This window comes from Pseudomonas sp. FW300-N1A1, from assembly GCF_058789115.1.
This window is the reverse complement of the sequence record NZ_JBYTBK010000006.1, coordinates 35,665-57,092: the sequence shown is the minus strand read 5'-3', so window position 1 is coordinate 57,092 and position 21,428 is coordinate 35,665. Positions and strand designations below refer to the sequence as shown.

Annotated in this window: 15 protein-coding genes and 2 pseudogenes; 10 read left to right on the top strand and 7 right to left on the bottom strand. The window is 61.9% G+C overall.

From position 1 onward, the window contains the following. A complete protein-coding gene (locus tag AC3WQN_RS06940) occupies nt 1-765 on the bottom strand; it encodes a GntR family transcriptional regulator (protein WP_103399926.1) in 765 nt (254 codons plus the stop codon). A 235-nt stretch (nt 766-1,000) separates the two neighbouring features. Between AC3WQN_RS06940 and AC3WQN_RS06935 the strand changes: the two genes are divergently transcribed. Beyond that, nucleotides 1,001-2,191, top strand: a complete 1,191-nt coding sequence (locus tag AC3WQN_RS06935; RefSeq protein WP_103399925.1) for a benzoate/H(+) symporter BenE family transporter — start codon at nt 1,001-1,003, stop codon at nt 2,189-2,191. Nucleotides 2,192-2,235: 44 nt separating this feature from the next. Here AC3WQN_RS06935 and AC3WQN_RS06930 read toward each other — a convergent pair whose 3' ends face one another. After that, nucleotides 2,236-2,580: a YggL family protein gene (locus AC3WQN_RS06930; RefSeq protein WP_095143084.1), complete on the bottom strand. Its 345-nt coding sequence runs from the start codon at nt 2,578-2,580 to the stop codon at nt 2,236-2,238. A gap of 232 nt (nt 2,581-2,812) precedes the next feature. Between AC3WQN_RS06930 and dacB the strand changes: the two genes are divergently transcribed. Next, the gene (gene dacB, locus AC3WQN_RS06925; RefSeq protein ID WP_103399924.1) at nt 2,813-4,273 is read left to right on the top strand and encodes a D-alanyl-D-alanine carboxypeptidase/D-alanyl-D-alanine endopeptidase; all 1,461 of its coding nucleotides are present in this window, start codon (nt 2,813-2,815) and stop codon (nt 4,271-4,273) included. A gap of 64 nt (nt 4,274-4,337) precedes the next feature. Here the strand turns inward: dacB and AC3WQN_RS06920 are convergent. Next, a pseudogene (locus AC3WQN_RS06920) lies at nt 4,338-4,529 on the bottom strand (diguanylate cyclase domain-containing protein); the annotation flags it as partial. Between the two features lie 324 nt (nt 4,530-4,853). Next, entirely contained in the window at nt 4,854-7,124 is a 2,271-nt protein-coding gene (rlmKL, locus tag AC3WQN_RS06915) for a bifunctional 23S rRNA (guanine(2069)-N(7))-methyltransferase RlmK/23S rRNA (guanine(2445)-N(2))-methyltransferase RlmL (RefSeq protein ID WP_103399923.1), read from the bottom strand. Between the two features lie 546 nt (nt 7,125-7,670). Between rlmKL and rmf the strand changes: the two genes are divergently transcribed. Then, nucleotides 7,671-7,886 (top strand): ribosome modulation factor, encoded by a 216-nt coding sequence (gene rmf, locus AC3WQN_RS06910; protein ID WP_003223300.1) that lies wholly within the window; start codon nt 7,671-7,673, stop codon nt 7,884-7,886. Nucleotides 7,887-8,194: 308 nt separating this feature from the next. On the opposite strand, the gene AC3WQN_RS06905 is transcribed toward rmf, so the two are convergent. Then, nucleotides 8,195-9,214 (bottom strand): quinone-dependent dihydroorotate dehydrogenase, encoded by a 1,020-nt coding sequence (locus AC3WQN_RS06905; RefSeq protein WP_103399922.1) that lies wholly within the window; start codon nt 9,212-9,214, stop codon nt 8,195-8,197. Nucleotides 9,215-9,458: 244 nt separating this feature from the next. Between AC3WQN_RS06905 and AC3WQN_RS06900 the strand changes: the two genes are divergently transcribed. The 7 genes and pseudogenes from AC3WQN_RS06900 (at nt 9,459) to cobA (ending at nt 19,624) form a co-directional block, all read left to right on the top strand. Next, a complete protein-coding gene (locus AC3WQN_RS06900; protein WP_103399921.1) occupies nt 9,459-10,670 on the top strand; it encodes a CmpA/NrtA family ABC transporter substrate-binding protein in 1,212 nt (403 codons plus the stop codon). Nucleotides 10,671-10,685: 15 nt separating this feature from the next. Continuing rightward, on the top strand, nt 10,686-11,261 hold the full coding sequence (locus AC3WQN_RS06895; protein WP_103399920.1) for an ANTAR domain-containing response regulator: 576 nt from the start codon (nt 10,686-10,688) through the stop codon (nt 11,259-11,261). A gap of 354 nt (nt 11,262-11,615) precedes the next feature. Next, nucleotides 11,616-12,827 (top strand): nitrate/nitrite transporter, encoded by a 1,212-nt coding sequence (locus AC3WQN_RS06890; protein WP_095143077.1) that lies wholly within the window; start codon nt 11,616-11,618, stop codon nt 12,825-12,827. Between the two features lie 6 nt (nt 12,828-12,833). Continuing rightward, the gene (locus AC3WQN_RS06885; RefSeq protein WP_103399918.1) at nt 12,834-14,507 is read left to right on the top strand and encodes a bifunctional protein-serine/threonine kinase/phosphatase; all 1,674 of its coding nucleotides are present in this window, start codon (nt 12,834-12,836) and stop codon (nt 14,505-14,507) included. Nucleotides 14,508-14,860: 353 nt separating this feature from the next. Beyond that, nucleotides 14,861-16,064, top strand: a pseudogene (locus tag AC3WQN_RS06880) (NAD(P)/FAD-dependent oxidoreductase); the annotation flags it as partial. A 73-nt stretch (nt 16,065-16,137) separates the two neighbouring features. After that, nucleotides 16,138-18,855, top strand: a complete 2,718-nt coding sequence (locus tag AC3WQN_RS06875; RefSeq protein WP_103399917.1) for a nitrate reductase — start codon at nt 16,138-16,140, stop codon at nt 18,853-18,855. Nucleotides 18,856-18,865: 10 nt separating this feature from the next. Further along, nucleotides 18,866-19,624 (top strand): uroporphyrinogen-III C-methyltransferase, encoded by a 759-nt coding sequence (cobA, locus tag AC3WQN_RS06870; RefSeq protein ID WP_103399916.1) that lies wholly within the window; start codon nt 18,866-18,868, stop codon nt 19,622-19,624. A 73-nt stretch (nt 19,625-19,697) separates the two neighbouring features. Here the strand turns inward: cobA and AC3WQN_RS06865 are convergent, their stop codons facing one another. Both AC3WQN_RS06865 and sigX read right to left on the bottom strand, forming a co-directional pair. Then, nucleotides 19,698-20,669, bottom strand: a complete 972-nt coding sequence (locus AC3WQN_RS06865) for an OmpA family protein (protein WP_095143073.1) — start codon at nt 20,667-20,669, stop codon at nt 19,698-19,700. A 108-nt stretch (nt 20,670-20,777) separates the two neighbouring features. Beyond that, nucleotides 20,778-21,368 (bottom strand): RNA polymerase sigma factor SigX, encoded by a 591-nt coding sequence (sigX, locus tag AC3WQN_RS06860; protein WP_011333251.1) that lies wholly within the window; start codon nt 21,366-21,368, stop codon nt 20,778-20,780. Nucleotides 21,369-21,428 lie beyond the last annotated feature (60 nt).

The window sequence follows — 21,428 nt, the reverse complement described above, 5'->3', positions numbered from 1 at the left end:
TCAGAGTTTCGCGATGGAGCGCCCCGGCTTCTTGGTCTGCAGCAAATGCGAGAACACCGCGTGCAAATCATCCGAGGCGCTTTCTTCGTCGAGGTTGAGTTTGCTGTCGATGTGATCCATGTGGTGCATCATCAGGTTCACCGCCAACGTCGCATCACGGGCCTCGATGGCATCGATCAACTGGGTGTGCTCGTCGTAGGAGCAGTGTGAGCGGTTACCGCTTTCGTACTGGGCGATGATCAGCGACGTCTGCGACACCAGGCTGCGCTGGAAGCTGATCAGCGGGGCGTTCTTCGCCGCTTCCGCGAGCTTGAGGTGGAACTCGCCCGAAAGACGGATGCCGGCGCCACGGTCGCCACGGGAGAAACTGTCGCGCTCGTCGTTGACCATCTGCCGCAACTCGGCAATCTGCTCGGCGGTCGCGTGCTCGACCGCAAGCTCGGTGATCGCCCGCTCCACCAGGCGCCGCGCCATGAATACCTGGCGGGCCTCCTCGACGCTCGGGCTGGCAACCACGGCGCCACGGTTCGGACGCAGCAGTACCACGCCTTCGTGGGCCAGGCGCGACAACGCGCGGCGAATGATGGTGCGGCTGACCCCGAAAATCTCTCCCAGCGCCTCTTCGCTCAATTTTGTACCGGGCGCCAGGCGCTGTTCGAGGATGGCCTCGAAGATATGCGCATAGACGATATCGTCCTGGGTACCGCTGCGGCCGGCTTTGCCTGCTCGCGGTTGTTTCTTGAGGGGCTGCAACTGTTCGTTCATGGGCACTCGAATCGGGAGAACGGCGGCGAATAGACCGTGACTGTAATACGGCACAGTGGGTCGCTGACAAGTATCGCGTAAAAAACTGTGCATATTGTACACAACTGGAGGTGGCAACACACTGTATGGCCGTTTACGCCCCCGGCTGTATTGCAACGATCCATCAGGTTTGAGTTTAGGCTTGAACCCACAAAACAGCCTGCCTGCTTCCGCGGATACAAGGAACACCACCGTCATGAACGACGCCACGCACACGCAACTTCGCCCGCTGGCCGATACCTCGCCCTCAGCGATCGTCGCCGGGTTCATCGCCATGATGACCGGCTACACCAGCTCCCTGGTGCTGATGTTTCAAGCCGGGCAAGCCGCCGGCCTGAGCAGCGGGCAGATTTCTTCGTGGATCTGGGCGCTTTCGATTGGCATGGCCGTGTGCTCGATTGGCCTGTCGCTGCGCTATCGCACCCCCATCACCATTGCCTGGTCGACCCCCGGCGCGGCGTTGTTGATCACCAGCCTGGCGGGGGTCAGCTACGGTGAGGCGATTGGCGCCTACATCACCTGCGCCATCCTGGTGACGATCTGCGGCATGACCGGTAGCTTCGAACGGCTGGTGAAACGGATCCCCGGCTCCCTGGCCGCCGCCTTGCTGGCCGGGATCCTGTTCAAGATCGGCAGCGAAATCTTCGTCGCCGCCCAGCATCGCACCGGCCTGGTGCTGGGGATGTTTATCACCTACCTGGTGGTCAAGCGCCTGTCCCCGCGTTATGCCGTGCTTGCCGCGCTGCTGATCGGCACTGCCTTGTCCGGTTTCATGGGGCTGCTGGACTTCAGCGGCTTTCACCTGGAAGTGGCAACGCCGGTCTGGACCACGCCACACTTCTCGCTCGCCGCCACCATCAGCATCGGCATCCCCCTGTTCGTGGTGGCCATGACCTCACAGAACATGCCCGGCATCGCAGTGCTGCGCGCCGACGGCTACACGGTTGCGGCGTCGCCACTGATCACCACCACCGGCATCGCCTCGTTGCTGCTGGCACCGTTCGGCTCCCACGGGATCAACCTGGCGGCCATCAGCGCGGCCATCTGCACCGGCCCCCATGCCCATGAGGATCGCGACAAGCGCTACACCGCGGCGGTCTGGTGCGGGATTTTCTACGGCATTGCCGGCGTGTTCGGCGCGACGCTGGCGGCCCTGTTCGCCGCCCTGCCCAAGGAGCTGGTGCTGTCGATTGCCGCCCTGGCGCTGTTTGGCTCGATCATCAATGGCCTGAGCATTGCCATGAGCGAAGTGAAGGAGCGCGAAGCGGCGCTGATCACCTTCATGGTCACGGCGTCGGGGATGACCCTGTTTTCCATCGGCTCGGCGTTCTGGGGGATTGTGGCGGGGCTGGTGACGCTGATGATTCTGAATTGGCGCAAAGCATGAGACATAAAAAAACGGCGACCTCAGGGTCGCCGTTTTTTTGAACATCAGGCTACCGGATTGATTGGCTTTTCCGGGTACCAAACGTCCAGCAACGGGCTGACTTCAGCGCTGGTCAGCTCGGTACGGCCCTTGAGCCAGGCTTCAACGGCAGCACGCTGTTCTGCGCTGACGGAGCCGCGCTTCTGCAGGCAAACCAGACCGAAGTCGTCGCCGCCCACATAACCCAGACCGTTGGCTTCCATGGCTTCTTTCAGGAACGCGTCGAGGAAAGCGTCAATGGCTTCATCAGCCAAATCTTCTTTGAAATCCAGGTTCAGCTCGAAACCCAGCTCTTGAAATTCATCGACGCACAGTTTTTTGCGCAGACGCTGGGAACGGTTAGTCGCCATTGGAACAATCCTCTTAAGTAATAACGGGCGGCACTTTAGCATTTTAAGCCGCGCAATGCCCGACTCTCTGGAAGCCGGCCTCTACCGTCGGTAAAAAAAACGCGCATTAGGCACATCCTGTACGGCACAAGGCGCTATACCTTGGGCATAATGCCGACACTTTCGTGACCATTGAGGGAATTTATCTTCATGCCCTCATTTTTTTCCCCTCGGCTGTAGGGTTTTATTTCAGATGATCAACTCTTTGCGTCCATTGCTTCTTGCCAGCCTGCTTGTGCCGCTGGCCCTCCCTGTTTCTGCCGCGCCGGTCAACACCGCGCTGACGCCCAATGTGCAAAAGGCGCTCAAAGCCAGCAAGCTGCCGGACAGCGCCCTGTCCCTGGTGATGATTCCGCTCAACGGCCCAGGCACTCCCACGGTCTTCAACGCCGACGTGTCGGTGAACCCGGCCTCGACCATGAAGCTGGTCACCACCTATGCCGCCCTGGAGATGCTCGGCCCGAACCACCAGTGGAAAACCGAGTTCTACACCGACGGCACCCTGAGCGGCGGGATCCTGCATGGCAACCTGTACCTCAAGGGTGGCGGCGATCCGAAGCTGAACATGGAAAAGCTCTGGCTGCTGATGCGCGACCTGCGGGCCAATGGCGTGCAGCAAGTCACGGGCGATCTGGTGCTGGACCGCAGCTTCTTCATCCAGCCGCAATTGCCGCAATTCAATGACGACGGCAATGACGATAACAAGCCGTTCCTGGTCAAGCCGGACGCCCTGCTGGTCAACCTCAAGGCCCTGCGCTTCGTGGCCCGCAATGACTCGGGCCGGGTGCTGGTGTCGGTTGAACCGCCGATCGCCACCGTGCGCATCGATAACCAGGTCAAGGCCGTCAACTCCAAGCAATGCACCGGTGGTGTGCGCTACAACCCGGTGCCCCAGGCCGACGGCAGCGTGGCCGTGACCGTGGCCGGCCAGCTCGGCGAGGGCTGCAGCTCGCAGACCTACCTCTCGCTGCTCGACCATGCCACCTACACCGCCGGTGCCGTACGGGCGATCTGGCAGGAACTGGGCGGCAGCATCCAGGGCAAGGATCGCCTGGCTTCGGTACCAAAAGACGCCAAGGTCCTGGCCCGGGCCTTCTCGCCGGACCTGGCGGAAATCATCCGCGACATCAACAAATACAGTAACAACACCATGGCCCAGCAGTTGTTCCTGAGCCTGGGTGCGAAATACCGTACCGACGCCGATGGCGACGACGCCAGGGCCGCCCAGCGCGTCGTGCGCCAGTGGCTGGCGAAAAAGGGCATTACCGCCTCGCACCTGGTGATGGAGAACGGTTCGGGCCTGTCGCGCGCGGAACGGGTGAGTGCCCGGGAGATGGCAAGCATGCTGCAGGCCGCCTGGAGAAGCCCGTACTCGGCCGAGTTCGTCAGCTCGATGCCGATTTCCGGCATGGACGGCACCATGCGCAAGCGCCTCAAGACCACCGCCATGCGCGGTGAGGCCCACGTCAAGACCGGCACCCTGAACACCGTTCGCGCCATTGCCGGCTTCAGCCGCGACAACAACGGCAACACCTGGGCCGTGGTGGCGATCCTCAACGACAAGGCACCGTTTGGCGCCTCGTCGGTACTCGATCAAGTGCTGCTGGACCTGTACCGCCAGCCGAAACTGGCGGCGACCGCTTCGGTGCTGTAAGCCTTACCGGCAGTCTGCGCACCCACGTTGCCAGGGACCTTTGTTCCCTGGCCACAGCGGCGTGCTACACCAACTCTGCCTCGACCCGATCCCGTCCCGCCTCCTTGGCGGCATACACCCCCGAGTCGGCGCGCAACAACAAGGCGTCCGCCCCTTCGCCGTGGCGCCAGCTGGCGATGCCGAAACTGGCCGTCACCGTGCCCAATCCATCGATCGGCAGATGACGCAGGCTGTGCCACAACTCGACCGCCAACAGCACGCGATACTCTTCGCGCCAATGGCTGAGCTGTTTCGACGAGGAACGGATTGAAAACGCTGCGCCACCTGCTGGTGGTGCGCAGTCAGTGTCGTCCGGCCAGCAGCACCAGCAGTGCCACGAGCCAGGCCGAAACGTTTTCACTGATCAAGCCCAGGATTTTTGGGCGTGCGGTGTACAGCGACATAAGCAAAAACCCTGAACGCCAGCGCGCGTCGGCGTCACCCTGGCTTTGCAGACGTTACAGCTATTTGCCATGTGGTTAGCCAGGAAATCCAGCCCCCAGAGCCTCGAAACATCGAGGCTCCATGGGGCCGACACCCCTTAGCGCGCCATGATTTTCCAGGCACGGTGGATCTTGCCGTTACGGGCAAAGTCCGGGTCGATGGTTTGCGCGGTGATTTCCTCGACGGCATAGCGCGCCACGAGGTTCTCTTCGAGCTGGAACTTGCGGAAGTTGTTGGAGAAGTACAACACGCCGCCCGGCGCCAGGCGCGCCATGGCCAGGTCCAGCAGCTGCACGTGGTCACGCTGGACGTCGAAGATGCCTTCCATGCGCTTGGAGTTGGAGAAGGTCGGCGGATCGATGAAGATCATCTCGAACTCGTCCCGGTTGGCTTCCAGCCAGGCCATGACATCACCCTGCTCCAGGCGGTTCTTGTCCGAGAAACCATTGAGCGACAGGTTGCGACGCGCCCAGTCCAGGTAGGTTTTCGACAAGTCGACGCTGGTGGTGCTGCGTGCGCCGCCCTTGGCCGCATGCACACTGGCGGTGGCGGTGTAGCAGAACAGATTGAGGAAGCGCTTGCCGGCCGCCTCTTTCTGGATCCGCATGCGCATTGGGCGGTGGTCCAGGAACAGGCCGGTGTCGAGGTAGTCGGTCAGGTTGACCAGCAACTTGACGCCGCCTTCGTTGACTTCGACGAACTTGCCCTGAGCACTTTGACGCTCGTACTGGCGGGTGCCGCTCTGACGCTCGCGGCGCTTGACCACGACGCGGCTCTTGTCGACGTTCAAGGCCTGCGGAATGGCCGCCAGGGCATCGAACATGCGCACCGAGGCTTTTTCCGGGTCGATGGATTTCGGCGCCGCGTACTCCTGGACGTGGACCCAGTCGTGATACAGGTCGATGGCCATCGAGTACTCAGGCATGTCGGCATCGTAGACGCGGTAGCAATCGATGCCTTCGCGCTTGACCCACTTGCCCATGGCCTTGAGGTTCTTCTGCAGGCGGTTGGCAAACATCTGCCCGCCTTCGCTCAGGCGCGCCTGCTCAACCACGGGTGCCGGTGCCGGCGCAGGTTTGATCGGGTTGCCGTTCTTGTTGTACTGACGCTCTTGCGGCTCGACCGGCAACTGATCGTAGACCGCTTGCTCACGCTCGGCCTGGCGCTGTTCCGGTGTACGGCGCTCGCCTGTGACGAACTGGTCCGGCAGGACTTTGATCAGCAGCAGCTTGCACGGCAGCGCGCCGTTCCAGAACGAATACTGCTTGTGGCTGCGGATGCCCATGCGCTTGCCCAGGTCCGGCGCGCCGGTGAACACGGCCGCTTCCCAGTTCAGGCAGGCCTGACGCAGGCGCTCGCCAAGGTTCTGGTAGAGATAGAGCAAACTCGCCTCGTCGCCCAGGCGCTCGCCGTATGGAGGGTTGCAGATCACCAGGCCTTTCTGGTTCTGGTCCGGGCGCGGCTCGAACGTCGCGACTTCGCCCTGGTAAATCTTGATCCACTCGCTCAGGCCGGCGCGTTCGACGTTGTTACGACCCGGTTGAATCAGTCGTGGGTCGGCTTCGTACCCGCGAATCCACAGCGGTGGTTTGGCCAGGCCGGCAGCGGCGCGCTCTGAGGCTTCTTCGTGGAGCTTTTTCCACAATGCCGGCACGTGACCCAGCCAGGCGGTGAAACCCCACTGCTCACGGCGCAGGTTCGGCGCCATATCGGCGGCGATCATCGCCGCTTCGACCAGGAAGGTCCCGACGCCGCACATCGGGTCAGCCAGTGCGCCGCCTTGAGCGGCAATGCGTGGCCAGCCGGAACGGATCAGGATCGCCGCCGCGAGGTTTTCCTTCAGCGGCGCAGCACCTTGCTGCAGGCGGTAGCCGCGCTGGTGCAGGCTGTGACCGGACAGGTCCAGGGACAGGATCGCTTCGCCACGGTCCAGGCGCAGGTGAATGCGCAGGTCCGGGTTGAGCTTGTCGATGGACGGGCGCTCGCCCGACGGGGTGCGCAGCTTGTCGACGATGGCGTCCTTGACCTTCAACGCACCGAAGTGGGTGTTGTCGATGCCCGAACCGTGACCGCTGAACTCCACCGCCAGGGTGCCGTCAGGCAGCATATGGTCCTGCCACTCGACATCCAGCACGCCGTGATACAGGTCTTCGGCGTCCTTCATCGCGAAACGCTTGAGGACAATCAGGACCCGGTTCGCCAGGCGCGACCACAGGCACAGACGATAGGCAGTTTCCATGGTGGCCATGCCACGCACGGCCGAGGTGTGCTCGCGCGCTTCCTCAAGGCCAAGCCCGACGGCTTCCTCGATAAGCAGGCCTTCGAGGCCTTTAGGGCAAGTGAGGAAGAGTTCGTAACGATCCGACATGGGGGTTCCAGGGCCTTTGGCAATAAGTGAACGGGCAACGCATTGACCGCTCGGTTTTCAATCAAGCGCTTTTCTAAAAGAGCGCTCGCGTGGCACGAAGGTGTGCCGTCCCACCCTGGCCGCTCAACCAGTCGATGGACTGGAATGAGCTTAGATGCCCGGGCAGATAAAAAATTCGATGCAACAAAATGTCATAACTCGACCCTTCGTCGAATAGTACCCGAGTACAACGGGTGGACATTTTTTCTAAAGCATTAACCTCATCATCCAGTGAGAGGCTGATCGCAGGGGGCTTTGGCCAAATACGACACAAATCACGTCGTGTTACTTATGGCCTTAGCATCTTTATCGTTACGTTCTTATGACAAAACGATCATTCCCTCGATGTGACTCATTGGTTAGAACTCAACTCAGGTTGACGCCGCAACGACGTCAACACCTTGGCTCGCGACGCCGGCAGCGAGCCCCCAACGGCAGGAGTTTTCCTGCCTGACCTCGATAGAGGTCGACGCGACAAATACAGTCAACAAGTGAGGGAAACACCCTATGAGAAGACTTAAGCGTGATCCGTTGGAAAGAGCATTTTTGCGCGGATATCAATATGGCGTTGGTGGCAAATCCCGTGAGCTTTGCCCATTTACTCTACCGTCGGTACGCCAAGCCTGGATTAACGGCTGGCGAGAAGGACGCGGCGACAACTGGGACGGTATGACCGGCACTGCGGGAATCCATAGACTCAACGAACTTCACGCCGTCGGCTAAACAGGGCACACATTCCGACACGACAACTTGATCAGGTAACGACTTAACCACGCACGTCCTCTCCGGACGGCGGGCTTCGGCCCAGGGGCTCCCTCGAGGAGCCCTTTTTTATGCCTGCAGTCCACTCAAAATCTACTGTAAACCTGCGTTTGTGGCGAGGGAGCTTGCTCCCGCTGGGCAGCGGAGCGGCCCCTGTTCAGACGCCGCATGACTCCTGAAGCACCTCGTTCGCTGGTTTCAGGGCCGCTTCGCGCCCCAGCGGGAGCAAGCTCCCTCGCCACACATGATCCTTTCCCTCGGGTTTTGGGTTAACGCATTGCCGCGATCGCATCCACCGATTCACGAATCAGCGCCGGGCCTTTGTAGATGAACCCGGAGTAGAGCTGCACCAGGCTGGCACCTGCGGCGATCTTCTCAGCCGCATGCTTGCCTTCGGTGATCCCGCCCACGGCGATGATCGGCAGGCGTCCGGCCAGCTCAGCCGCCAGCACCTTGACCGTGTGCGTGCTCTTGTCGCGTACCGGGGCGCCGGACAAACCGCCCGCCTCGTCACCGAACTCCATGCCTTCGACACCGACACGACTCAGGGTGGTGTTGGTCGCGATCACCGCGTCCATGCCGGTTTCGATCAGGGCCCGCGCCACTTCAACGGTTTCTTCGTCGGTCATGTCCGGTGCGATCTTGATCGCCAGCGGTACGCGCTTGCCGTGCAATTGGGCGAGGTCTTCCTGGCGCTGGCGCAAGGCTTCGAGCAACTGCTTGAGCGAATCGCCAAATTGCAGGCTGCGCAGGCCCGGGGTGTTGGGCGAGCTGACGTTGACCGTCACGTAGCTGGCATGGGCGTAGACCTTGTCCAGGCAGATCAGGTAGTCGTCGACGGCACGCTCGACCGGGGTGTCAAAGTTCTTGCCGATGTTGATCCCCAGCACGCCTTTGTACTTGGCGGCGGCAACGCGCGCCAACAGGTGATCGACGCCCAGGTTGTTGAAGCCCATGCGGTTGATGATCGCCTCGGCCTGCGGCAAGCGAAAAATGCGCGGCTTGGGGTTGCCCGGCTGCGGACGCGGGGTAATGGTGCCGATTTCCACGAAGCCAAAACCCAGCTGGGCAAAGCCGTCGATGGCCGCGCCATTCTTGTCCAGGCCGGCCGCCAGCCCTACCGGGTTCGGAAAGTCCAGGCCCATGACATTCACCGGCACGTGCGCCGGTGCCTTGCACAGCAAGCCGTTCAGGCCCAGACGCCCGCCCGCGCCGATCAGGTCCAGGGACAGATCGTGGGAGGTTTCCGGGGAGAGTTTGAACAGCAGTTGGCGGGCCAGGGTATACATGGGCGGACTTGACTCGATTGGCGGCGAAATGAGGCGGCGATTATAGCCGGGCATCGGGGTTGCAAGCGAGGCGCACGACGAAATCAGGCGTCAATGGCATATGCCTTGCACCGGGATTGGCATCAGCACTCATGCCAACGACGGGATGAGTCCCGCGTTGCTGATGGAAAGGACAATGGCGTCGTCCCCCGGCCTTGCTCTGGCAAGGGCCCGGGACGACGTTTTTTTGGAAGGTGCACACTCGATGAATGAACCATCAGCCGGCCCGCTGGCCTGGGTCAATGGCAGCGATGCCCCGGAAAAAACCTCGATCAACCTGGGTTTCATGGCCCTGAGCGACTGCGCCTCGGTGGTGGTCGCCGCCACCCAGGGCTTCGCCCAGCCCTACGGCCTGACCCTGAACCTCAAGCGCCAAACGTCCTGGGCCAGCCTGCGGGACAAACTGGTCAGTGGCGAGCTGGATGCCGCCCACAGCCTGTACGGGCTGGTGTATGCCGTGCATCTGGGCATCGGGGGCGTAGCGGCCACCGACATGGCGGTGCTCATGGGCCTGAACCAGAACGGCCAGAGCATCAACCTCTCCCACGGCCTGCACCGGCTAGGCGTGAGCAGTCCTGAGGCGCTGGATCGCCACGTGCACCAAAGTCGCCCAAAACTGACCTTCGCCCAGACCTTTCCCACCGGCACCCACGCCATGTGGCTGTATTACTGGCTGGCCAGCCAGGGCATCCATCCGCTGCACGATGTCGACAGCGTCGTGGTACCGCCGCCACAAATGATCGTGCACCTGCAGGCCGGTCGCATCGACGGCTTTTGCGTGGGCGAACCCTGGAGCGCCGCCGCCGTGAAGCAGAACCTGGGCTTCACCCTGGCAACCAGCCAGGCCCTGTGGCCCGATCACCCGGAGAAAGTCCTCGCCTGCACCCGCGCCTTCGTCGAGCAATATCCCAACACAGCCCGGGCGCTGGTGATGGCGATCCTGGAGGCCAGCCGTTTCATCGAGCAAAGCACGGAAAATCGCCGCAGCACCGCGCAACTGTTGAGCGCCCCCGACTACCTGGATATGCCGCTGGACTGCATCGAGCCGCGCTTGCTGGGCGACTATGCCGACGGCCTTGGCAATCGCTGGCAGGACCCTCACGCGCTGCGTTTTCATGGCAATGGCGAGGTCAATGTGCCGTACCTGAGCGACGGCATGTGGTTCATGACCCAATTTCGGCGCTGGGGCTTGTTGCGTGAAGACCCGGACTATCTGGCGGTCGCCCGTCAGGTCCAGCAACTGGCGCTGTACCGGGACGCGGCCAGCGCCTTGGGAATCCGTACCGAGGGCCAGGCAATGCGCAGCAGCCAGTTGATCGATGGCAAAGTCTGGGACGGTTCGGACCCCGCGACCTATGCCCGCAGCTTCGCGCTGCACGCCATGACCGACACCCCCACCCTGCTCGCCCGCCGCTGACAGGAGGCCACGACCATGTTACGCATCCTGCTGATCAACGACACCGCGAAAAAAGTCGGTCGTCTCAAGACCGCACTGACCGAAGCCGGATTCGAGGTGATCGACGAATCCGGCCTGACCATCGACCTGCCCGCGCGCGTCGAAACGGTGCGCCCGGACGTGATCCTGATCGATACCGAGTCACCCAGCCGCGATGTGCTGGAGCAAGTGGTGCTGGTCAGCCGTGACCAGCCAAGGCCGATTGTGATGTTCACCGACGAACACGACCCGGGCGTGATGCGCCAGGCCATCAAGTCCGGCGTCAGTGCCTACATTGTCGAAGGCATTCATGCCGCACGCCTGCAACCGATCCTGGATGTGGCCATGGCACGCTTTGAAAGCGACCAGGCCCTGCGCGCCCAACTCCACGCCCGGGACCAGCAACTGGCCGAGCGCAAGCGCATCGAGCTGGCCAAGGGCATGCTGATGAAAATGAAAGCGTGCAACGAAGAGCAGGCCTACACCCTAATGCGCCGCCAAGCCATGAGCCGCCAGCAAAAGCTGATCCAGGTGGCGGAACAGATCATTGCCATGAACGAGTTGCTGGGGTAACCGATCATTGTGGCGAGGGAGCTTGCTCCCGCTCGGCTGCGTAGCAGTCGTGAACCGTCAGATAAAACATGGTGGCAGGCAATTTTGGGACGCTCCGCGTCCCAGCGGGAGCAAGCTCCCTCGCCACAAAAGCAGACTGTTGGCACAGATCTCGCTAAGTAATCGGTACAGGTAACCAACGGCGGTTGCCCCACCCACGACAAAGACGTCGCTCACCTCGTTTGCCTCTGGCGAATCGGGTAGCGGCGTTTTTTCGTTTTGGCCCCACAGCCCGGGGTCGGTGGTACGGCCGTCACGGCGCCCCACCGCAAAGCTCACGACTTGCTACGAGACTCTTAACCGCTGAGGTGCGCGATGAACACAAGCTTCTGGAAATCCGGCCATACCCCGACACTGTTCTCAGCCTTTCTGTATTTTGACCTGAGCTTCATGGTCTGGTACCTGCTCGGCCCGCTGGCGGTGCAAATCGCCGCCGACCTGCAATTGACCACGCAACAGCGCGGGCTGATGGTGGCCACGCCGATTCTGGCCGGCGCCTTCCTGCGCTTCGCCATGGGCTTGCTCGCCGATCGCCTGTCACCAAAAACCGCCGGCCTGATTGGCCAGGTGATTGTCATCTGCGCCCTGTTCGGCGCCTGGAAACTGGGGATCCACACCTACGAGCAAGCCTTGTTGCTGGGCGTGTTCCTGGGCATGGCCGGTGCTTCGTTCGCCGTCGCCCTGCCCCTGGCCTCGCAATGGTATCCGCCACAACACCAGGGCAAGGCCATGGGCATCGCCGGTGCGGGCAACTCGGGCACCGTGCTCGCCGCCCTGATCGCGCCGGTCCTGGCGGCCGCGTTTGGCTGGAGCAACGTGTTCGGCTTCGCCTTGATCCCGCTGATCCTGACCCTGATCGTGTTCGCCTGGCTGGCAAAAAACGCACCTGAGCGGCCCAAGGCCAAATCCATGAGCGACTACTTCAAGGCCCTCGCGGATCGTGACAGCTGGTGGTTCATGTTCTTCTACTGCGTGACCTTTGGCGGATTCATCGGCCTGGCCAGCGCCCTGCCCGGTTACTTCAACGACCAGTACGGCCTGAACCCGGTCACCGCCGGTTACTACACCGCCGCGTGCGTATTCGGCGGCAGCTTGATGCGGCCCCTGGGTGGTGCCCTGGCGGACCGTTTTGGCGGCATCCGCACCTTGCTGGTGATGTACACCGTCGCCGCCGTGTGCATCGCAGCCGTCGGTTTCAACCTGCCCAGCTCCTACGCGGCACTGGCGCTGTTCGTGTGCACCATGCTCGGCCTCGGCGCGGGCAATGGCGCGGTGTTCCAGTTGGTACCGCAGCGCTTTCGGCGCGAGATCGGCGTGATGACCGGCCTGATCGGCATGGCGGGCGGCATCGGCGGCTTCGCCCTGGCGGCCGGCATGGGGGCTATCAAGCAGAGCACGGGCAGCTATCAGTTGGCCTTGTGGTTGTTCGCCAGCCTGGGTGTCCTGGCCTGGTTTGGTCTGCACGGGGTCAAGCGCCGCTGGAGAACCACCTGGGGCTCGGCGGCCATGACCGCGGCACGGGTCTGACCTTCGATGAGCCTGCAACTGAGCTTCGCCGAGGCCAGCGCCATTGGCCCTCGAGCGGAAAACCAGGACGCTCTGCGCCTGGTTACACCAACGGCTGAACTGGCGGCCAGCAAGGGCTGCCTGTTCGCCATCGCCGACGGTGTCAGCCAATGTGCCGACGGCGGGCTCGCGGCCCGGACCACCTTGCAGGCCCTGGCCCTGGACTACTACGCCACGCCGCAGACCTGGGGCGTGGCACAGGCGCTGGACCGTCTGTTGCTTGCGCAAAATCGCTGGTTGCAGGCCAACGGTGGCGGCCTGCCGTTGCTGACCACCGTCAGCGCGCTGGTGCTGCGGGGAAGGCGCTTCACCCTGGCCCATGTCGGCGATTGCCGGGTCTACCGCTGGCACGCCGATCAGTTGCAACGCATCAGTGAGGACCACGTCTGGGAGCAGCCGGGCATGCAGCATGTGCTCAAGCGCGCACTGGGACTGGATCAACACCTGGTGCTGGATTTCCTCGATGGTGAGTTGCGTGTCGGTGAGTCTTTCGTGCTGCTGAGCGATGGGGTCTGGGCGACATTGGGCGACACGGCCATCGCGGCCATCCTGCGCGACCAACCCGACCTCGACCGTGCAGCACACACCCTGGTCAACGCTGCTCACCTGGCAGGCAGCCAGGACAATGCCAGCGCGCTGCTGGTGCGGATCGACGCCCTCGGCGAGAGCAGCATCGGCGACGCGCTGATCCAGTTGCAACAATGGCCCTTGCCACCATCGCTCAAGGCCGGCCACTCCTTCGAGGGCTGGCACATCGAGAAGCTGCTGGGCCACAGCCAGCAATCGCTGATCTATCGCGTCCGCGACGGGCAGCAACAGCCCTGGCTGCTCAAGACCCTGGCCGCCTCATCGAACAACGACACCGCGGCGGCCCAGGCATTGCTGTCCGAAGAGTGGTTTCTCAAGCGCGTGGCCGGGCGCAGCTTCCCTGAAATACACCCGGCGACTCAACGCCAGCACCTGTATTACGTGATGCGCGAATACCCGGGCGTGACCCTGGCTGGACTGTTCCTGCAAACTGGCCCCCTGCCCCTGGCCCAATGGCAAGCACTGGCCGAACGGCTACTACGGGCGGTGGGACTGCTGCACCGGCGACAGATCCTGCACCGCGATATCAAACCGGAGAACCTGCTGCTGGGGGACGACGGCGAATTGCGCCTGCTGGATTTCGGTCTCGCCTACTGCCCCGGCCTGTCCGAAGACCAGGCTCACGCGCTGCCCGGGACGCCCAGCTACATTGCGCCCGAAGCGTTCAATGGCCAGGCCCCGACACCGCAACAGGACCTGTATGCCGTCGGCGTCACCCTGTATTACCTGGCTACCGGGCACTACCCCTACGGCGAGATTGAAGCCTTCCAGCGCCCACGCTTCGGCCTGCCCGTCAGCGCCAGCCGTTATCGGCCGGACTGGCCGGACTGGCTGGGACAAAGCCTGGAATGCGCCCTGTGCGCCGACCCGGCTCAACGCTATGAAACAGCGGAGCAATGGCTCCTGGTACTGGAGCAAGGAGAGCGGCGCAGCCTGAGTGTGCGACCAAGGCCATTGCTCGAGCGCGAACCGGTGAAAGTGTGGCGCACGCTGGCCCTGGCACTGCTGATGATCAATGTGGTGTTGCTGTTTTCATGGTTGCGCACCCCCTGAGCAGACCCCCACGCTTTATGGCCGACGCCTTCGTCATCGTGGCCTGGACCGCTCCACGACCGGGCATCGCGCCTCCAATCGGTGCGTAAAACCGCCAGCGAAGACCCGATTCCCCTCCGCCACCCCAACAAACCCGCGCCGCAGGATAACTTGGCACAACCACTGCATTAGCATTGTCACCCTACATAAAGCCCGGCCTTCAACGACGAAGGCCGCGCTCCCCCGAGAGAACGGGACCAGGACAAAGGCGTCCTCGCTAGATCACTAGCGGGACGCCTTTTTTTGTTTGCGCCCAATAAACCGAGCCAGCCCCATCGGCCCGATGACACAGGCCTGAGCTTGCGGAGAAGCTGATGAAAAAACTCAAACTGGTGATGATCGGCAATGGTATGGCCGGGGTTCGCACACTGGAAGAGCTGCTCAAATTGAGCACCGAACTGTATGACATCACGGTCTTCGGTGCCGAGCCCCATACCAACTACAACCGCATCCTGCTGTCGCCGGTGCTGGCCGGCGAGCAGACCTTCGACGAGATCGTGCTCAACGACCTGAGCTGGTACCAGGACAACCACATCAAGCTACTGCTCAACCGTAAAGTGGTGGAGATCGACCGGATCAATCGGCGAGTCATCGCCGAAGACGGCAGCGAAGCCGAATACGATCGCTTGCTGATCGCCACCGGCTCCGCGCCATTCATCCTGCCGATTCCGGGCAACCGCTTGCAGGGCGTGATCAGCTATCGCGACATCGCCGACACCCAGGCCATGATCGACACCGCCAGAACCCACACACACGCGGTGGTCATCGGCGGCGGCTTGCTGGGCCTTGAAGCGGCCAACGGCCTGATGCTGCGCGGCATGCATGTGACCGTGGTGCATATTGGCGAGTGGTTGCTGGAGCGGCAACTGGACAAAACCAGCGGTCAGTTACTGCAATCCGCGCTGCAAGCCCGGGGCTTGAATTTTCGCCTGGGCGAACAGACCCAGGCCCTGCACGACGCAGGCAATGGCCGGGTCGGTTCAGTCCAGTTCAAGAACGGCGACCGCATCCCGGCGGACCTGGTGGTGATGGCCGCCGGCATCCGCCCCAATACCGAACTGGCCGAAACAGCCGGCATTGCGTGCAACCGCGGGATCCTGGTCAACGACACCCTGCAAACCTACGACCCACGTATCTATGCCATTGGCGAGTGCGCCAGCCATCGCGGCATTGCCTATGGCCTGGTGGCGCCACTGTTCGAACAGGCCAAGGTCTGCGCCAACCACCTCGCACAACTGGGCTTTGCCCGCTATCGCGGATCGGTGACATCCACCAAGCTGAAAGTCACCGGCATCGACCTGTTCTCTGCCGGCGATTTCATGGGCGCGGAAGGCACCGAGACCATCACCCTGTCCGACCCCATCGGCGGGATCTACAAAAAGCTGGTGATCAAGAATGACGTTCTGGTAGGCGCCTGCCTGTATGGCGACACCGCCGACAGTGGCTGGTACATGCGCCAGATTCGTGAAAACCGGACCATTGCCGACATCCGTGATCACTTGATGTTCGGCGAGGCCCTGGCACCACAAGTGGCCCCCGCGCCCCGGGTGGAGAACGAACAGGCCATGCCGGCCTTGCAGGAAGCCTGCTGATGAACCGCCAAACGACTGCCTCGACCTGTTGTTACTGCGGCGTAGGCTGCGGCGTATTGATCGAACATGACGGCGAGCAGATCCTCGGTGTCAGCGGCGACCCGACGCACCCGGCCAACTTTGGCAAGCTGTGCAGCAAGGGCTCGACGCTGCACCTGACCGGCGACCTCGCTGCCCGCGCGCTGTACCCGCAGCTGCGGCTGGGCAAAGGCCTGGCGCGCGGTCGAACCGATTGGGACACCGCCCTCGACCACGCCGCCAACGTGTTTGCCAGCACCATTGCCGAACATGGCCCGGACAGTGTCGCGTTCTATATCTCGGGACAATTACTGACCGAAGACTACTACGTCTTCAACAAGCTGGCCCGGGCACTGGTGGGCACCAACAATATCGACAGCAACTCCCGGCTGTGCATGTCCTCGGCCGTGGTCGGCTACAAGCGCAGCCTGGGGGCCGATGCCCCGCCGTGCAGCTACGAAGACCTTGAGCTGAGCGATTGCGTGATGATCGTCGGCAGCAACATGGCCTACGCCCACCCCGTGCTGTTTCGCCGCCTGGAAGAAGCCAAAGCCCGTCGCCCCGGAATGAAAGTCATCGTCATCGACCCTAGGCGCACGGACACCTGCGATCTGGCCGACCTGCACCTGGCGATTCTGCCTGGCAGCGATGTCGCGCTGTTCCATGGGATTTTGCATCTACTGCTGTGGGAAGGCCGCATCGACCCTGCCTTCATCAGGGCACACACCGACGGCCTGACCGAACTGAAAAAGCTGGTGCACGACTACAGCCCGGCCATGGTCGCGCAACTGTGCGGCATCAGCATGGAACAGTTGCGGCTGTGTGCCGAGTGGGTCGGTACCTCGTCCGCTTTCCTGTCGCTGTGGTGCATGGGCTTGAATCAATCCACCGCCGGCAGTGCGAAAAACAGCGCGCTGATCAACCTGCACCTGGCCACCGGACAAATAGGCCGGCCAGGTGCCGGCCCCTTCTCCCTCACTGGTCAACCAAATGCCATGGGCGGACGCGAAACCGGGAGCCTGGCCAACCTGTTGCCGGGTCATCGCGAGGCGGCCAACGCCGAGCATCGCGCCGAGGTCGCGGCGTACTGGGGTGTGGACAAACTGCCAGAGGCCACTGGCCTGACCGCCATCGAGCTGTTCGAGCAAGTCAGGAACGGCACCATCAAGGCGTTGTGGATCGCCTGCACCAACCCCGCGCAGTCACTGCCAGACCAGAACAGCGTGCGCGCAGCCCTCCAGGCTTGTCCGTTCGTGGTCCTGCAAGAAGCCTTTCGCACCACCGAAACCGCCGCCTTTGCCGACCTGCTGCTGCCGGCCGCCAGCTGGGGCGAGAAGGAAGGCACGGTGACCAACTCGGAACGCCGCATCTCCCACGTTCGTCGTGCCATCGCCGCACCCGGTGAAGCGCGTCCGGACTGGGCAATCACGGTGGACTTCGCACAACGCCTGGAGAAGCACCTGCGCCCGGGGCAACCCCCTCTGTTCGCCTTCGAACGTCCTGAACAGGTGTTTGACGAGTTCAAGCAACTGACCCGCGGGCGGGACCTGGACCTGTCCGGGATCAGTCACGCCCTGCTCGACACCCTTGGCCCGCAGCAGTGGCCCTTCCCGGAGGGAGCATCACGCGGCACACCGAGGCTTTACGTCGATGGGCTGTTCCCCACCCAAAACCGTCGCGCGCAGTTTGTCGCCGAGCCTTACCAGGCAGCCAAAGAACAACGCGATACAGGTTTTCCGCTGACCCTGATCACCGGGCGCCTGCGCGACCAATGGCATGGCATGAGCCGCACCGGCACGGCGGCGCAACTGTTCGGCCATGTCAATGAAGCCCTGTTGAGCCTGCATCCCGATGAACTGCGCCGGCATCGGCTCGACAGCGGCGATCTGGTCACCCTCAAGAGCCGTCGTGGCAGTGTGATCGTATCGGTCGTCAGCGATGACAGCGTGCGCCCGGGCCAGGCCTTTTTACCGATGCATTGGGGCGACCGCTTTCTCAAGGGCGGCGTCAACAGCCTCACGCAACCGGCATTCGACCCGCTCTCCAAGCAACCCGAACTCAAGCACAGCGGCGTGCGTATCGAACCTGCGCACTTGCCATGGAGCCTGTTCGCACTGGTTGAGGGTGATGTTCAACAGCATTTCGAGGACCTGCGGCCGCTCTGTGAGGATTTTGCCTACGTTAGCCTTAGCCTCACCGGACGTGAGCGCCCAGCGCTGCTGATACGTGTCGCCCATGCCCAGGCACCGGATCCGCAATGGCTGGACAAGATCGATCAACGGCTGGGCCTGATCAACGGCCCGGTCCTGATGTATGACGACCCCAGCCGCGCCATTGGCAAACGGGTGCGCATCGAACAAGGCCGTATTACCGCCATCCGCCTGGCAGGAGAAACCCTGGCCCGGCATTGGCTGCACAACCTCTGGCTGGAGGGGCGTATCGACGAACACCTGCGGCGCTGGCTGCTGGCACCGCTAAGCGCCCCACCCGGCGTCGCGGACGCAGGATCGAGCACGCAAAAAACCCTGTGCAACTGCAAAAACGTCAGTCAGGGCGCCGTGTGCGCCGGCATTCGTCGCGGCCTGGATCTCCAGGGCCTGAAACAACAACTGGGTTGCGGCACGCAATGCGGCTCGTGCGTCCCGGAAATCAAGCGTCTGTTGGCGGCCACTGTGCAGCCCGTCGCAGTCACCTCGTGAGGAGCAGAACATGAACGCAAAAGTCTGGTTGGTAGGCGCCGGTCCCGGCGATCCTGAATTGCTGACCCTCAAAGCCGTTCGGGCACTGAGCGAAGCCGATGTGGTACTGATCGATGACCTGGTCAACGAAGCGGTACTGGTGCACTGCCCCAAGGCGCGAATCATTGCCGTCGGCAAGCGCGGCGGCTGCCGCTCTACCCCGCAGGCATTCATTCATCGCCTGATGCTGCGCTACGCCCGACAAGGCCAATGCGTGGTGCGCCTGAAGGGTGGTGATCCCTGCATTTTCGGTCGCGGCGGTGAGGAAGCCCAGTGGCTGCGCGAGCGCGAGGTGGACGTGGAACTGGTCAACGGCATTACGGCGGGCCTGGCCGGCGCCACGCAATGCGATATTTCGCTGACACTGCGAGGAGTCGCACGCGGGGTCACGCTGGTGACGGCCCATACACAGGACGACAGTGAGCTCAACTGGCGTGCGCTGGCCCAGGGCGGCACAACGCTGGTGATCTATATGGGCGTGGCAAAGCTCGGCGACATTCGCGAGCAATTGCTGGCAGGCGGCATGAGTGCGGACACCCCGGTGGCGATGATTGAAAACGCTTCACTGCCACACCAGCGAGAGTGCCGTAGCAATCTCACGCAAATGCAGGAAGACGCCTACAGCTTCCAACTGAAAAGCCCGGCTATCCTGGTCATCGGCGCAGTGGCAGCATGCGCAGCGCTTGAACGCGAGCTGCCTACAGGCTGGCCGTCGAGCGCAGTGCGGTAATCATCGACATTCAGCAAATCGCAGGCAAAGAAAAGCCCGGCCTAAGCCGGGCTTTTCGAGGCTGCGAAGCTAATTACTTAGCTTGAGCTTCAACCTGTGCTTCTACACGACGGTTAACAGCGCGGCCTTCTGCAGTGCCGTTGTCAGCAACTGGGCGGGACTCGCCGTAACCAACGGAGCTAACACGGCTAGCTTCAACGCCGTCTTGAACCAGAACTTGCTTGACAGCGTCAGCACGACGCTGGGACAGCTTCTGGTTGTAAGCGTCTGGACCTACGGAGTCAGTGTGACCTTCAACCACGGTGGTGGTCTGTGGGTACTGCTTCATGAAGTCAGCCAGGTTGGCGACGTCGGTCAGGCTGCCTGGTTTAACGGTAGCTTTGTCGAAGTCGAACTTGACGTCCAGCTCAACACGTACGGTTTCAGCAACCGGAGCTTCTGGCTCTGGTTCTGGAGCTACAACTGGAGCTACGACTGGAGCGGCGCCAGCGTTGCCGCCGAAGTTCACACCCAGACCAACCAGGGCGGAGTAGTCCCACTTGCCGTTGTCCATTGCGTAGTCAGCTTCAACGCCGGCACGAGCGAACAGGTTGTCGGTGAAGTAGTACTTAACACCGGTACCAACGATAGCCAGGGTCGACTGATCGCGACCGCTGTGGCCGTCAGCTTTTACGCTGGTACGGCTCTGGTGGCCGAAACCGCCGGAAACGTATGGACGCAGCGAATCAACGCCAGCCTGACCGAAGTGGTAGGTACCCAGCAGGGAACCGGTGTCACCTTTGATCTTCTGGTTGCCAGTATCGCCGTTCGAGCGGGTGTGGTGAGTTTGATCGTAGTTCAGATCGATCGACACATCGTCGGTCAGGAAGTAACCAATGCGAGCGCCTGGGTTGTAGCCGTCTTCGATGTTCTTGACGCTATCGTTGTACTGCTTCTTGTAGAACAGCTCGCCTTCAACTGCGCCTTGGCCTTGTGCCAGAACGCCGAAAGAAGTAGCGGCAATAAGAGTACCAATGGCCAAGCCCAAGGTGTTTTTCAGTTTCATCCGTTAAATCCCCATCTGGTGATTGTAAAGCAGTCCCGCAAACCGGGGGACAACTCGGCGACAAGTCTATCAGAACTTGCCTACACGTAAGAGATATTTGCGCCGAACCTATGTTTCGGCAATGCCTGCAAATTTCTCACGCAATTTATCAAGAGCACGCTTGTACCGCATTTTCGTCGCGCTCAAACCCATGTGCATGATATCTGCGATCTCCTGAAACTCCAGCTCTGCGACAAATCGTAGCACCAGAATTTCCCGGTCGATCGGATTTACATACACCAGCCAGCGATCAAGTCCACCCTTTTCCTCAGGTTTCGGCGCCTTTTCTTCCGACGCTTCCTCGAGGGGGTCCAGACTCAAAGCATCCATCAAGCGACGCTTTCGCCGTTCCTTCCGATACTGTGTGATGCACTCGTTGTACGTGATGCTATATAGCCATGTCTTGAACTTCGATTTGCCCTCGAAGTTCTTCAAACCATACAGCACCTTGAGCATCACCTCCTGACAGACATCATCTGCATCGCGATCGTTCCCAAGATACCGCGCACAGACGTTAAATAATGTTCTCTGGTAACGGCGCATCAGCTCTTCGTAGGCGCGCGTTACGTGAAACAGCTCGGTGTGCGAGCGCGCGACCAACTCCTCATCAGAGAGCTCGCGGGGGTCGTAGCGCGTGGATAGCGTTTGGGCTTTATTCAAAACAAGTCGGGCCGACAGTCAGGTCAATGTCCACCGCTGCCCAAGGTCTCGGGCATTTTG

Coding starts and splice junctions, on each gene's coding strand:
- AC3WQN_RS06890 (WP_095143077.1), top strand. CDS start 11,616: ATGAACACAAGCTTCTGGAAATCCGGCCATACCCCGACACTGTTCTCA.
- AC3WQN_RS06935 (WP_103399925.1), top strand. CDS start 1,001: ATGAACGACGCCACGCACACGCAACTTCGCCCGCTGGCCGATACCTCG.
- AC3WQN_RS06865 (WP_095143073.1), bottom strand. CDS start 20,669: ATGAAACTGAAAAACACCTTGGGCTTGGCCATTGGTACTCTTATTGCC.
- cobA (WP_103399916.1), top strand. CDS start 18,866: ATGAACGCAAAAGTCTGGTTGGTAGGCGCCGGTCCCGGCGATCCTGAA.
- AC3WQN_RS06940 (WP_103399926.1), bottom strand. CDS start 765: ATGAACGAACAGTTGCAGCCCCTCAAGAAACAACCGCGAGCAGGCAAA.
- rlmKL (WP_103399923.1), bottom strand. CDS start 7,124: ATGTCGGATCGTTACGAACTCTTCCTCACTTGCCCTAAAGGCCTCGAA.
- AC3WQN_RS06905 (WP_103399922.1), bottom strand. CDS start 9,214: ATGTATACCCTGGCCCGCCAACTGCTGTTCAAACTCTCCCCGGAAACC.
- dacB (WP_103399924.1), top strand. CDS start 2,813: ATGATCAACTCTTTGCGTCCATTGCTTCTTGCCAGCCTGCTTGTGCCG.
- AC3WQN_RS06875 (WP_103399917.1), top strand. CDS start 16,138: ATGAACCGCCAAACGACTGCCTCGACCTGTTGTTACTGCGGCGTAGGC.
- AC3WQN_RS06900 (WP_103399921.1), top strand. CDS start 9,459: ATGAATGAACCATCAGCCGGCCCGCTGGCCTGGGTCAATGGCAGCGAT.
- AC3WQN_RS06895 (WP_103399920.1), top strand. CDS start 10,686: ATGTTACGCATCCTGCTGATCAACGACACCGCGAAAAAAGTCGGTCGT.
- rmf (WP_003223300.1), top strand. CDS start 7,671: ATGAGAAGACTTAAGCGTGATCCGTTGGAAAGAGCATTTTTGCGCGGA.
- AC3WQN_RS06930 (WP_095143084.1), bottom strand. CDS start 2,580: ATGGCGACTAACCGTTCCCAGCGTCTGCGCAAAAAACTGTGCGTCGAT.
- AC3WQN_RS06885 (WP_103399918.1), top strand. CDS start 12,834: ATGAGCCTGCAACTGAGCTTCGCCGAGGCCAGCGCCATTGGCCCTCGA.